Raw genomic sequence first — 13,448 nt, forward strand, 5'->3', positions numbered from 1 at the left:
ATGTCAGCAACGCAGGGACTGCCAGGCAAGCAGCCCCCAGCCGGCCAGAAACGCCAGACCGCCGAAAGGCGTCACCATACCCAGCCAGCGCGCCTCGGTCAATACCAGCAGGTAGAGACTTCCGGAAAAGAGCAGAATTCCGAGCAGAAAGGCACAACCGGCGCGCTGCCAGCCCTTCTCGCCGACGGCCGACTGCTGTCGCGCCAGCAGGCCGGTCGCCAGCAACGCCAGGGCGTGCAGCTGCTGGTAGTGAACCGCCTTGTTCCAGGTGGCCAGCATCTTTTCCGACAATGCGCCCTCCAGGCCGTGGGCACCGAAAGCGCCGAGTACAACACCGAGAAAGCCACCCAGCGCCCCAAGCAGAAGCAGCAGACGTCCGTCGTTCATCGGACCTCCTTTCCCACCCGGTCGGCCAGCGCCGCCAGCAGGGTCCGGTTCTCCTCCGGACACCGCACCGCCAGGCGCAGCCAGCCGTCGTCGAGTCCGGAAAAGCTCGCGCAGTCGCGCACCAGAATCCGCCGCCGGCGCAGGGCGGCGACCAAATCCGCCGCCGGTCGCAGATCTTCCGGCAGGCGAACGAGCAGATAGTTGGCGGCACCGGGGATGACCGACAGGCCGAGCTTTTCCAGGCCGTCACACAGCTGCCGCCGCCAGGCCGGCAGCTGGTCCAGGGTCCTTCGGCGATAGTCGGCCGCGGCGAGACAGGCGCGGGCGGCAGCCGCGGCCGGCACGGACAGAGTCCAGGGCGGCAGGCGCCACCGCAGCCGCTCGATGCCGGCAGCCGGCCCGGCAACAAAGCCGGCCCGCAGACCGGGGATGGCGTAGAACTTGGTCAGCGAACGCAGTACCCACAGCCGCGACCGGCGGGAAACCTGATCGAGCAGGGAGATTGAGGGGCAGAAATCGGCGAATGCTTCGTCGATCACCAGGGAGATGCGCGGCGGCAGACGATCGATCAGAGCGAGCAGAAGCTGCCGCGGCAAGGCTTCGCCGCTCGGGTTGCCGGGGTTGGCGAGCAGCAGCAGGTCGGTTTCGGCATCGAGCGCCGCCAGCAGCCGGTCGAGATCGAAGGGGCTGCCGGGCTGCCAGATCAACTCCTCGACCCGGCAGCCGGCCAGCTGCAGGGCCCGGGCGTATTCACCGAAGGCCGGCGCCAGCAGCAGCGCCCGCCGCGGTCGCAATACCTGCGGCAGCAGGTAGATCAGCTCCGTCGATCCGGCCGCCGGCAGCAGACAGTCGACCGGCAGCCGGTGTTGTTCGGCCAGCGCCTGGCGCAACGACTCGCCGTCGCGCTCGGGATAGTGCCGGCAGGCGGTCAGGGACTCGGCGGCGGCACGCATCGCCTCCTCCGGCGGCCCGAGGGGATTGATCGAGGCGGAAAAATCGAGAATGGCCGCAGGCTCCACGCCCAGCTCGCGGGCCGCGGCGAAGACATCCCCGCCGTGGGGCACCGGGTTCAGTACAGCGGCCATGTGATCACCAGCCCCAAAAGCAGAGCGAAAAACGAGGTCAGATACATCAGGCGGATCATGCGGCGGTAACAGCCGATGTCGATGCGGCGGTCGGCGTCGCCCAGCGTCGGCTTGTCGACCCGCTCGCCGAAATAGGTGGCCGGTCCGCCAAGCTGCACACCAAGGGCACCGGCGGCGGCCGATTCCGGATAGCCGGCGTTGGGACTGCTTGGCTTGCGGGCGTCGCGCAGCATCACCCGCAGGGCGTTCCAGACATTGAGCCCCAGCGGCACCGAAGCCAGCACCATCAGCAGCCCGGTCAGTCGCGCCGGAATCAGGTTGAGCAGATCGTCCAGTCGCGCCGAGGCCCAGCCCATCTCCCGGTAACGGTCGTCGGTGTAGCCGACCATCGAATCGAGGGTGCTGGCCGCCTTGTACATCATCGCCAGCACCGGACCGCCGACAAAGAGGTAGAAGAGCGGCCCGACGATGCCGTCGGAGGTGTTTTCGGCCACGGTTTCGATGCAGGCGCGCAATATCTGCTCCTCGTCGAGCTGGCTGGTCTCCCGGCCGACAATCAGCGACAGCGACCGCCGCGCCTCTTCGATGCGGCCCTGTTCAAGCAGCGTCACCACCCGCCGGCTCTCCACGTGCAGCGACCGCATGGCCAGGGTGGTGTAGCCGAGCCAGACAGTCACAGCCAGACCGGCCACCGGATGCAGGCGGGCGGCAAGGAAGATGATCGCCCAGGTCACCAGGCCGGTCGCCGCCAGGGTGGCCGCCGCCAGCAGCACGCCGGCCAGCCGGCGGTTGTCGAGCAGGGATGCGAGAACCAGCTCGAGCCGCTTGATGAACTTGCCGATGCCGATCACCGGGTGCGGCCAGCCATAGGGATCGCCGAGCAGCAGATCGAGCAGAAAAGCGGCCGCAATCAGCCCGTTCATGCCATCACTCCGTCGAGTCCGACCGCCCGCCAGAGGCGATCGAGATCGAGATGGGTCTGCAGGTGATCGGCCAGCCGGTTCAGCTCGGCCTGCAGGTTGCGGGCGTCGCCGGCCGGCTCCGGACGACTCCCCTTGCGCAGAAACAGCGGCGTCAGCACCGCGTGGCGCAGCCTCTCATCCTCGAAAATGCCGTGCAGGTAGGTGCCCCAGACCCGGCCGTCGGCGGAAACGGCGCCGTCATCGACGGCCGCCTCCCCGCCCGAACGCCGGGTCAGACGGATCAGCGGCCGCGAGGTGATGCCGCAGCGCGACACCCCGGCGTGAATCTCGTAGCCCGCCACCCGGTCGAAGCCGACAAACCCGGCGGCGGCCGCCGCCGGCAGAAAATGTCCCTCGGCCTGGTGGGTCTGCTTGCCGGAACGCAACTCGGTTTCGACGTCGAGCAGTCCCAGCCCCTCCCCTTCGGCCCGTTCCGACTCGACGCCCTGCGGATCGCGGATGACGCCGCCCAGCATCTGGAATCCGCCGCAGATGCCGATGACCTGACCGCCTTTGGTGTGAAAATCGACAATGGCCCGCGCCAGGCCGCTCTGCTTCAGCCATTCCAGGTCGGCCAGGGTGCTCTTGGTGCCGGGCAGGATGATCAGGTCGACCTCGGCCACCTGCTCCGGCCGCCGCAGATAGACCAGGCTCACCTCCGGCTCCCGCTCGAAGGGCTCGAAATCGGTGCTGTTGGCGATGCGGGGCAGACGGACCACCCCGACGCGCACCAGGCCGTCGTTTTGCTGCCGCCGGTTGTCGAGTGACAGGGAATCCTCGTCCGGCAGCTGCAGCTCGAGCCAGGGGAGCACACCGAGCACCGGCACCCCGGTGCGGCGCTCCAGTTCGGCGATCCCGGAGTCGAGCAGGGAGACATCGCCGCGAAAGCGGTTGATGATCACCCCGCAAACCAGCTCCCGCTCGGCCGCCTCCAGCAGGGACAGGGTGCCGAAGATACTGGCGAAAACCCCGCCACGCTCGATGTCGGCGACCAGGATGACCCTGGCGCCGGCCATGCGCGCCGCCACCATGTTGACAATATCCTGGCGACGCAGGTTGATCTCGGCGATGCTGCCGGCGCCTTCCATCACCACCACCTGGTGCGCCGTCGCAAGCCGGGCGTAGGAGGTGCAGACTGCCTGCCAGGCCGTGTCGCGAAAGGCATGATACTCGTGCACCCCCATGTTGGCCACCGGCCGTCCCTGAAGGATCACCTGGCAACCGGTTTCCGAATTCGGCTTGAGCAGCACCGGATTCATGTCGACGTTCGGCGCGATGCCGCAGGCCGCCGCCTGCAGGGCCTGCGCCCGGCCGATCTCGCCGCCGTCGGCGCAGACGGCGGCATTGTTGGCCATGTTCTGCGCCTTGAAGGGAGCCACCCTCAGCCCCCGCCGCGCCAGCAGCCGGCAGAGCCCGGCGGCGATCACGCTCTTGCCGACATCGGAGCCGGTCCCGGCGATGAAAATCGCCGGGGTCCGGCCAGGCTCGGGGCCAGAGGCCAGGGGCATGGGATCATTTAGCCTCGCGCCTCGCGCCTCCGGCCTCCCGCCGGCGGGGGACTCTCCCCGCCTGAGACGATAGCCGCGCGGCGTCACCAACCGCCCCCGGGCATCAACAAAAGTCGAAGAATTACCGATGATGACCAGCGAAGACATGTCGATGGTCTCGGCGGTAAAGGACGCGAGATCACTGACCGTCACCATCTCCCCCCGGCGGCAGGCGTTGCGGACAATGCCGACCGGAGTGGACGGATCGCGGTGGGCAAGGAGGATGTCGCGAGCTTCTTCAATCTGGTCCACCCGCCCCTTGCTCTTCGGATTGTAGAGGGCGACAACGAAATCGGCCACGGCGGCCGCCTCCAGCCGACGCCGGATCAGCTGCCAGTCGGTCAGCAGATCGGAGAGGGAGATGACGGCGAAATCGTGCATCAGGGGAGCGCCCAGCCTTGCCGCCGCCCCCTGCACGGCAGACACCCCGGGGACGATTTCGACCTCGACATCTTCGGGCCCCTCGGCCTGTTGCAGTTCCAGCACCAGGCCGGCCATGCCGTAGATGCCGGCATCACCCGAGCAGACCAGGGCCACCGTCGCCCCGTCCGCCGCGCGCCGCAGCGCCTCGCGGCAGCGTTCCGTCTCCTGGCGCATGCCGGTGGAAAAGGTCTGTTTGCCGGCAACGAGCTCCGGAATCAGCTCGAGGTAGGTTTTGTAACCGGTCACCACCTCGGCCCGTTCGATGGCAGCCCGCGCCGCCGGGGTGAGATGCGCCGGGTCACCGGGACCAAGACCAACGATGTAGAGCTGACCACTCATCATTTCAGACATTTCATCATTGAATAACCGTAGAAATCCGCCTCGCGCCCGTTCGCTGGCGCTCACTCAAGACGCGGAAGACCCAGAGGACATCATGGCTTGCAAACCCAGCCTTCTTTGAGGTTGCTTTCTCTGCAGCTCTGCGTCTCCGCGCGAACATGCCCTTCATTCTTTCTTCATCGCGCAATCTCCGCCACCGCCACCGTCACATTGCCGCTTTTCTTCTTTTTCACCAACAACCTGCCGCCGCCAGCGGCAAGTATCGCCGCCGGTTCGCAGACCCCCCCGGCACCAACGGCCTTGAGGGCGTGTTCGGATGTTTCGCTCGGCGCCTCGACGGCATTCAGCTGCTCCTTGCTGAAAAAGGTCAGTGACACTCCGAACCGGGCGGCGGCGGAAAGCAGGCCGCCTTCGTCCCGCTTGGCGTCGATACTGGCCAGGCAAAAGATACTCGCCGGGGCGAGATAGGCCTTTTCCATCTCGGAGCGAATCACCGCCTCGATCTCGTCGGCCTCCGTTCCCCGGTTGCAGCCGACGCCGACCGCGTAACAGCGCGGCCGCAGCGCCAACAGGTTCGGCTGCCGCTCAAGCTGCGGCAGGTGGCGGGACGTGACGAAAACCAACCCTTCGGCTCCGCAGTCCAAAGCGGCGGCGAAACTTTCGGCCGTCTCCACTCCGGGGACACCTGCAAACGCGGCGCTGACCGCTCCCTGCGGATCGACCAGGGCGATGCGGCCGCCGCGCAGCAGCAGTCCGTTGAGCAGCTTGACGCGGGCAAGCGGCTCCACCGCCATGTCCAGCCGGCGGGCGACCTCGTCCCAGGCCGGCAGTCCGTTGACATCGGTAGCAGTGGTGATCACCGCCTGGCCGCCGAGAATCTCCGCCACCTCGGCCGCCAGCTCGTTGGCGCCGCCGAGATGCCCGGAGAGTAGGCTGACGGCGAACTGCCCGGCTTCGTCGACCACCACCACCGCCGGATCACGCCCCTTGTCCCGCAGATGCGGCGCCAGCAGCCGCACCACGATGCCGGTAGCCATGATGCAGACCAGTCCGTCGACCCGAGCGAACAGCTCGGCCAGAAGATCGCCGAGACGTCCGCTGAAATAGCGGGCCGGCACTGCGCCGCGCAGCTTTTCCGGCAGCCAGAGTTCGGCCCCCTCGGCCTCGGCGGCCAGCCGGCGGGCCAGGACGGCACCGCCGGGGGTTATGGCGATGATGGCAAGTTGCATTTTTATCTCGCGCAGAGCCGCAGAGTTACAGAACAACATGTTGGCGTGCTCTGTGTCTCCGCGTCTCGAGTGAGCGCCAGCGAACGGGCGCGAGGATCATTTTCTGAAGCCGTGCGTAAAGTCCGCATCGTACAGCTTCGATCGTGCCTGCAAACCACGGCCCCTTGCCCCAAGTGCTTCGCCGACCAGGATCAGCGCCTGGCGGCGAATACCGGCCTTCGCGATTTTGCCCGCGATATCGGACAGGGTGCCGGTAACGATTTTCTCGTCCGGCCAGCTGGCGCGATAGACAACGGCAGCCGGGGTCCGCCCGGTGAAGACGCCGCCGGCCAGCAGTTCGGCGACGACTTTCTCCACCATCCCGACCGAGAGATAGAGACAGATCGTGCCGCCGTTGGCAGCCAGGCGCGACAACCTTTCCGGTGCCGGCACCGGCGTCCGCCCTTCGGCGCGGGTCATGACCAGGGTCTGGGAGACCTCCGGCAAGGTCAGTTCCTGCTTCAGGGCCGCTGCCGCCGCAAAAGCCGCTGTCACCCCCGGAATCACTTCGTAGTCGAGTCCCTCGGCGTCGAGCAGGTCCATCTGCTCCTGGATCGCCCCGTAGAGGGCCGGATCGCCGGTATGCAGGCGCACTACCCGCCTGCCGGCGCGGGCGCCGTCGGCCAGCAACCGATGGGTCTGCCGCAGATTCAGTGGCGCGCTGTCATGAATCTCGCAGCCGGCGGGACACTCCCCGAGCAGGGCCGGATTGACCAGGGAACCGGCATAGACCACCAGCTCGGCCCGCTGCAGGGCCTTCAGCCCCTTGACGGTGATCAGTTCCGGATCGCCGGGGCCGGCGCCGACAAAGAGAACGGGATGACGTTGGGGCATCGCACAATGTCTTTCAGAGTTCACCGCGAAGTCACCAAGAAGGTCGAAATCGTTTAGCGCCGAGATGAAGAGAAAACAAAACCCTCAAAACCCAAAACTGGGTTTTGGCCTTCTGCGCCTCTCCCTCTCTGCGTTTCTGCATTAAACAGGTTTTCCTGGTGCCCTCGACGTTTTGCCGGCGACCTGGAAGACGCAAAACCACGATATCTGACCGGCAACGGCGAGAAGCGGCGCATTCCTCGGGTGCCATTCATCGCCCGAAAGGGACCGTCACTGCTTGTCGGCGGAGATGATGTAGACCGGGTTGTAGGCCTCGAACATCTTGTAATCGGTCAGCGGCCGGGTACGGGCGACATTGATGGTGACCACCTCGACCCGGTAGCCGGCATTGGCGAAAAACTCGTTGGCGGCGGTCAGGGTATCGAGGGTGATGGCGTTGAGCACGATGCGCCCGTCGGCCGGCAGCCGCCGGTCGGCGACCTCGAGGATCTCCCAGAGATGGCCGCCGCTGCCGCCGATGAAAACCCGGTCCGGATCGGGCAGATCCTCCAGGCATTCGGGAGCGTCCCCCTCCACCAGGTGCACGTTGCGGGTGTTGAAGGCCTGCAGGTTCTGCTTGATGAAGGCACGGCATTCGGCATTGCGCTCGACTGCGAAAATCTTGCCGTTGGGCAGCAGGTGATCGGCCTCGATGCTGATCGAACCGGAACCGGCGCCGATGTCCCACAGCACCATGTCGTGACGCAGGCGCAGCTTGGCCAGGGTCACCACCCGCACCTCTTCCTTGGTAATCAGCTTCTTCACCGTGGCGAACTCGTCATCGGGAATGCCGAGCCAGGAGCCGCGGTCCCTGCTCTCGCCCTCGAACTGCTTGACCAGGATGAGAACATTAAGCGGCGCGGCGTCGATCTCAAGCAGGCCGCGCACGTCGGTTTCGACGATCCGCTCGTCAGCGCCGCCGAGGTTTTCGCACAGCCAGGCGGCATAACCTTCACGGCCGCGCTCGATCAGCTCGCGGGCGATGGCCGCCGGCGTGTTCACCTCGTCGGTCAGCACCGCCGCCTTGTCGTTGGCGACGATACGGTCGACCGCCAGCTTCAGGTCGCGGCCATGGGTGGAGACGAATACGGCGTCATCCCAGGGCTGGCGGATCTTGGCAAAGGCGTACTGCACCGAGGAGACGTTGGGAACGAATTCGAACTCCTCGTCCGGCAGGTTGCGCAGCAGATAGCGGCCGATGCCGAAAAAGAGCGGATCACCGGACGCCAGCACCACCGGACGGCCCTGGCGGCTTCGCAGACGCTCCACCACCGCGGGCAGATTGCTGTCGATGACCATGGTCTCGCCGCCGAAATCGGGAAAGAGCGCCAGCTGCCGCTCGCCGCCGATCAGCAGATCGGCTCCCTCGATCAGCTCCAGGGCCCGCCGGCTGAAGCCTTCCTGCCCGGCAACGCCCGCTCCCACCACATAGATTTTGTTCATGCTGCCCTCGTTGAAAGAATCAATTCGAAAAACCGCCCGCGAATTACGTAGACAACCCTGTCAAGCGCCTCGCCGCCCCGGCGTTGAATGGTTTTGAAGTCCTCCGTATTCTCCGTAAATCTGTCAGAATCTCCCCGCCACCTCGCCATCGTAGCCGACCAGGAGAATTTCTATTTTTACGCCCGGCGCCCGGTTATGCAACTCTTTCCTCGCCCGTTCGGCCACCAGTGCCACCAGCGGATGCGCGGCGCCGAGTGCGAGAAAGACCTCGCGGGCGGTGTTCGCCCCGGCTACCTGCGCCGCCGTCGCACCCGTGGCATCAACCTGCCGGGCCCAGGCCGCGAGCCGTTTCAGGTCGAGATCGGCGTTGCGCACATGGGTCTGTTCGTGGCCGCAGGCGATCTTGAGCAGCTTGGCGAACTGCGCCGCCAGCACCAGATGCCGCCCACCCTTGCGACGCAGGGCGCTCACCAGGTGGCCGACGAAATCCCCCATCATCACGAAGGCCTCTTCCGGCAACTCGGCCAGGGCCGAACGCGCCGCCGTTTCGCTGGAACGGCCGGTGCTGGCAACGATCCGGTCGCAACCGGCCGCCTGGGCGACGTCGATGGCGACATCGATGGTATCGGTCCAGGCCTGGTGGGACAGCGGCCGGACGACGCCGGTGGTGCCGAGAATCGACAGACCGCCAAGGATGCCCAGGCGGGCGTTGAGGGTTTTGCGGGCCCGCTGTTCGCCGTCGGGAATGGAGATGGTCACCCGGAAGTCGCCGGAGGAAAAGACCGAACGGACCGCCGCCTCGATCATTCGCCGCGGCACCGGATTGATGGCCGGCTCGCCGACCGGCACCGCCAGGCCCGGCTTGGTCACGGTACCGATCCCCTCCCCGCCGACAATCCGGACCTCGCCTTCGGGGCAGGCATGCCGGGAAGAGGGGGAGATTCTTTCCAGCCGGGCGTGCACCTCCACCCCGTGGGTGATGTCCGGGTCATCACCGGCATCCTTGACCACAAAACAACAGGCCTGATCTTCCCCGCGCCGGCAGCCGTGCAGGGCAAACCCGGCCCGTTCGCCGCCCGGCAACAGCAGCTCGACCCGCCCGGGCTCCTCTCCGGCCAGCCAGCGTGCCGCGCCCAGGGCCGCGGCGGCGGCGCAGGCGCCGGTAGTGTAGCCGTGGCGCAGGGAGCGGCCCATCCGGCTCAACCCTCCGCCGCCAGAATCAGCAGCTGGTTGAGGATGGCGGCGGCGATCGCCGATCCCCCCTTGCGCCCCCGGCAGAGGATGTAGGGCAGGTTCGACGCGTAGAGGGCTTCCTTCGACTCCGCCGCGCCGACAAAGCCGACCGGCACCCCGACCACCAGCGCCGGCCTGACCTCGCCCCGCCCCGCCAGGGCGAGCAGCTCGAACAGCGCCGTCGGCGCATTGCCGATGAGAAAGATCTCCGCCCCTTCGGCAACCCCCTGGCGCAGGGCGACAATGGAACGGGTCACTCCGGCCTCGCGGGCCGCGGCGGCGACCTGCGGATCGGCGACATGGCAGGCAATGCGGCCGCCCAGCGCCGCCAGGCGGTTCTTGTTGACGCCGGCCAGCACCATGTTGGTGTCGCAGTAGATACATGCCCCGGCGCGCAGGGCGGCCAGCGCCCGGCCGACCACGCCGGGAGAGAAACAGGTGGTGGTGGCAAAATCGAAATCGGCCGTGGTGTGAATGATGCGCCGGACGATCGGCCACTGATGCGCGTCGAAGCGATGCTCACCAACCTCGGCGTCGATCATGGCAAAGCTCTGCCGCTCGATGGCGAGCGGGTCACGGATGATCCCGGCCTCATCAGGTCGCCCCACCCCATCCTGCCAGCCGGCCGCGACCGCGGCGGCCTGAAAGCGCTGCGCGACCACCTCGGCCAGCAGCGGATGGTCGCCAAGCGGTTCGGCCAGCACCATCTCCAATCCGGGGTGGCGCTGCCGGGCCCGGGCCAGCTCCTGCGGCAGATCGTCGCGCAGATGACGGCCGGCGGCAAGAAGACAGGGGCAGAGCAGAACCCGCTGCGCCCCGGCCCGGACGCAGGCGTCGATTCCCTCCTGAACGCCGGGCGACTGCAGGCCGAGAAAACAGACCTCGACCGGCACGCCCCCGGTCCGTGCCGCGAGCTGTCCGGCGATGCGCTGCACCGTCTGGCCGGATTCCGGATGCCGCGAACCATGCCCGATCAGCAGAATGGCGGTTTTCATGCCGGCCCTTTCAAGTTAAACCTTGTCCCCCTTCAAGTCTCCCCTGAACAGCTCACCGGCGCCGCGCGAGGCGCAGAATTCGCCGCACATGGTGCAGGTCGCCTCGTCCTCCGGGGTGCGGCTGGCGCGGATGGCGCGGGCATCTTCGGGAAAGAGCGCCAGCTCGAACTGCTTCTCCCAGTTCAGGTCGCGGCGCGCCTTGCTCATCAGCTTGTCGCGCTCGCGGCCCTTCTCCGGGTACTTGTTCATGTCGCCGATGTAGGCGGCGACGCGGGCCGCCTTGACCCCTTCGACCACGTCCTGCTCGTTGGGCAGAGCCAGGTGTTCGGCCGGAGTGATGTAGCAGATCAGGTCGGCGCCGAACCGGCTCGACTGGGCGGCGCCGATGGCGGCGGTGATGTGATCGTAGCCGGGGGCGACGTCGGTGGAGATCGGCCCGAGCATGTAGTAGGGGGCCTCGCCGCTCATCCGCTTCTGCAGCCGGATATTCGCCTCGACCTCGTCGAGGGGGACATGCCCCGGACCCTCGACAAGCATCTGGCAGCCCATTTCGCGACCGATTTCGGCCAGCTCGCAGTTGATAAGCAGCTCCTGCACCATCGCCCGGTCGTTCGAATCGTGGATAGCCCCGGCGCGCAGGCCGTTGCCCAGCGAGAGGACCACGTCGTATTTCTTGAGGATCTCACAGACCCGGTCGAATTTTTCGTAGAGCGGGTTCTCCCGGCCGTTATGCATCATCCAGGCGACCATCGACACCCCGCCCTTGCTGACCAGGCCGCCGTAGCGGTAGCCCTGCTTGCGCAGCCGCTCCAGGGTGTAGAGGTTGATGCCGCAGTGGATGGCCATGAAGGCGATGCCGTCGGCGCACTGCTTCTCGATCAGCTCGAACAGCAGCTCCTCGTCGAGCCTGTTCGGATCGCCGTATTTGCGCGCCGCCTCGCAAAAGGCCTGGTAGAGCGGCACGTTGCCGACCGGCAGGTCGACGGCGGCAATCACCTCGCGCCGCACCCGGTCGAGATCGCCGCCGACGGAAAGCTCCATCAGGGTATCGGCGCCGGCCGCCTGGGCGGCCAGCGCCTTGCGCACCTCGGCGTCGTAGTCGACGATGTCCGAGCTGGTGCCGATCGAGGCGTTGACCTTGGTCCGCAGCCCCTTGCCGATGCCGACCGCCTTCGGCTTGCGGTTGCTGTTGTTGGGAATGACGACCTTCCCCTCGGCCACCATCTGGCGGACGAACTCTTCACTGACACCTTCATTCTTCGCCACCGCCGCCATCTGCGGCGTGACCGTGCCCTGACGGGCGAATTCGATCTGGGTTGGCACCTGTTGATTCCTCCTTGAAAAATCCACCACGAAGGCACAAAGAACACGAAGACGATCAAAACCCTGTATGACGCTGAGTTGCGAAGAGGCAGAGACGGAGAGAAAAAACCTTTGTTTCGTTTATCTTTTGTTTTCCTCCGCGTTCTCTCCCGCTCGGCGCCTCCGCGTTAAAAAATCTTCTTGGTGTCTTTGGCGTCTTGGCGGCCTGATGCTTTCCGTTCTTCACAAAACCGCACGAAATTCTCCGCCAGCGCCGGGTTGCCGGCGAAATGCAGATGCACGTAGCTGGCCAGCACGTTGTGCACCCGAAAGCCCTCGGCGCCGAGCGGCTCGCCGTTCTGGCGGCCGAGGTGATAGGCCCGTTCCACCGGTGCCGACAGCTCCAGCTCGGAGTAGTGGAACTCGTGGCCGCGGGCCAGGGTTCCGGCCGGTCCGAGGGGCGTGTCGGCGACAAAGCGCACCTGGCGATAGCCGAGGGCCCGGCGCTTCGGCAGCATCCGCACCACGCCCGGCAGTACGCCCGCCATCGGCCGGCCGTCGATGGCGGATGCGAGCAGCATCAGGCCGCCGCACTCGGCGTAGACCGGCAGACCGGCCTCGACCCGCTGGCGCAGGGCCGCAAGCAGTGACCGGTTGCCGGCCAGGCGCTCGGCATGCAGCTCCGGATAGCCGCCCGGCAGGTAGAGTCCGTCGATCCCGTCCGGCAACGCCTCGGCCAGCGGCGAAAAGAAGACCAGTTCGGCCCCGGCCGCCTGCAGCAGCTCCAGGTTCTCGGGATAGCAGAAGCAGAAGGCGGCGTCTTTCGCCACGGCAATCCGTGCCCGCTTCTTCTCATCTCCCCTTTCCGAAGAAAGGGGACGGAAGTATGGGGCGGCCTTCCCCGACAGCCCGGCCAGCAGCCGGTCGAGATCGAGATGTTTCTCCACCAGCTCGGCCAGCGGAGCATAGTCATGCCCGGTCTCGCCGGCGATGACCAGGCCGAGATGCCGTTCCGGCAACCGTATCTCCTCATGGCGTGGCAGGCAGCCGAGCAGCGGCGGCAGTCCCGGCGTCGAGGCCAGGGCCTGTTCGAGCAGCTGGCGGTGACGGCTCGAGCCGACCCGGTTGAAGACCACCCCGGCGAAACGCAGTCGCGGATCGAAATCGACGAACCCCTTGACCAGGGCGGCGGCGCTGCGCGCCTGGGAGCGGGCATCGACCAGCAGCAGGATCCGGCCGTCCAGCCAGCGGGCGATTTCGGCGGTGGAACCGGCATCCGTATCTCCGGCGGCGCCGTCGAACAGACCCATCACCCCTTCGACGACCGCCAGCCCGGCACCGGCGCAGCCGCGGGCGAAACTTTCCCGCACCGCCGCCTCGCCGCACATCCAGCCGTCGAGATTGCGGCTGACCCGGCCGCAGGCGGCGGCATGATGGCCGGGATCGATGTAGTCCGGCCCGACCTTGAAGGGCGCGACCGTAACCCCCCGCTTTTTCAGCGCCGCCAACAGCCCGAGGGTGACGGTCGTCTTGCCGCTGCCGCTCGACGGGGCGGCGATGATCAGGGGTGAGAACATAAGATCAAAATCTT

Annotated in this window: 11 protein-coding genes; all 11 read right to left on the minus strand. The window is 66.8% G+C overall.

The features are described from left to right. Window positions 1-3: 3 nt before the first annotated feature. Window positions 4-387, minus strand: coding sequence for a DUF423 domain-containing protein (locus tag EDC39_RS07815; RefSeq protein WP_148895824.1), 384 nt, complete (start codon window positions 385-387; stop codon window positions 4-6). Next, window positions 384-1,472, minus strand: coding sequence for a threonine-phosphate decarboxylase CobD (cobD, locus tag EDC39_RS07820; RefSeq protein ID WP_148895825.1), 1,089 nt, complete (start codon window positions 1,470-1,472; stop codon window positions 384-386). Before cobD ends, EDC39_RS07815 begins: the two co-directional genes overlap by 4 nt. Further along, the gene (gene cbiB / locus EDC39_RS07825) at window positions 1,457-2,395 is read right to left on the minus strand and encodes an adenosylcobinamide-phosphate synthase CbiB (RefSeq protein WP_148895826.1); all 939 of its coding nucleotides are present in this window, start codon (window positions 2,393-2,395) and stop codon (window positions 1,457-1,459) included. Before cbiB ends, cobD begins: the two co-directional genes overlap by 16 nt. Next, a complete protein-coding gene (locus EDC39_RS07830) occupies window positions 2,392-4,755 on the minus strand; it encodes a cobyric acid synthase (RefSeq protein WP_246140209.1) in 2,364 nt (787 codons plus the stop codon). The genes cbiB and EDC39_RS07830 overlap by 4 nt, the downstream gene beginning before the upstream one ends. A gap of 164 nt (window positions 4,756-4,919) precedes the next feature. Next, entirely contained in the window at window positions 4,920-5,972 is a 1,053-nt protein-coding gene (locus EDC39_RS07835; protein WP_148895827.1) for a cobalt-precorrin 5A hydrolase, read from the minus strand. A 96-nt stretch (window positions 5,973-6,068) separates the two neighbouring features. After that, window positions 6,069-6,845, minus strand: a complete 777-nt coding sequence (gene cobM, locus EDC39_RS07840; RefSeq protein ID WP_148895828.1) for a precorrin-4 C(11)-methyltransferase — start codon at window positions 6,843-6,845, stop codon at window positions 6,069-6,071. A gap of 270 nt (window positions 6,846-7,115) precedes the next feature. Continuing rightward, window positions 7,116-8,327: a precorrin-6y C5,15-methyltransferase (decarboxylating) subunit CbiE gene (gene cbiE, locus EDC39_RS07845; protein ID WP_148895829.1), complete on the minus strand. Its 1,212-nt coding sequence runs from the start codon at window positions 8,325-8,327 to the stop codon at window positions 7,116-7,118. 123 nt (window positions 8,328-8,450) lie between these two features. Beyond that, window positions 8,451-9,521: a cobalt-precorrin-5B (C(1))-methyltransferase CbiD gene (cbiD, locus tag EDC39_RS07850; protein WP_148895830.1), complete on the minus strand. Its 1,071-nt coding sequence runs from the start codon at window positions 9,519-9,521 to the stop codon at window positions 8,451-8,453. A gap of 5 nt (window positions 9,522-9,526) precedes the next feature. Further along, window positions 9,527-10,555 carry a precorrin-8X methylmutase gene (locus tag EDC39_RS15740; RefSeq protein ID WP_281289742.1) on the minus strand — a complete coding sequence of 343 codons (1,029 nt, stop codon included), beginning with the start codon at window positions 10,553-10,555 and terminating at the stop codon, window positions 9,527-9,529. A 15-nt stretch (window positions 10,556-10,570) separates the two neighbouring features. Then, window positions 10,571-11,878: a phosphomethylpyrimidine synthase ThiC gene (gene thiC, locus EDC39_RS07860; RefSeq protein ID WP_148895831.1), complete on the minus strand. Its 1,308-nt coding sequence runs from the start codon at window positions 11,876-11,878 to the stop codon at window positions 10,571-10,573. A gap of 167 nt (window positions 11,879-12,045) precedes the next feature. Then, window positions 12,046-13,434 carry a cobyrinate a,c-diamide synthase gene (locus EDC39_RS07865; RefSeq protein ID WP_148895832.1) on the minus strand — a complete coding sequence of 463 codons (1,389 nt, stop codon included), beginning with the start codon at window positions 13,432-13,434 and terminating at the stop codon, window positions 12,046-12,048. Window positions 13,435-13,448: the final 14 nt, after the last annotated feature.

Origin of the sequence: Geothermobacter ehrlichii (genome assembly GCF_008124615.1) — a bacterium.
Classification (GTDB): Bacteria; Desulfobacterota; Desulfuromonadia; order Desulfuromonadales; family Geothermobacteraceae; genus Geothermobacter; species Geothermobacter ehrlichii.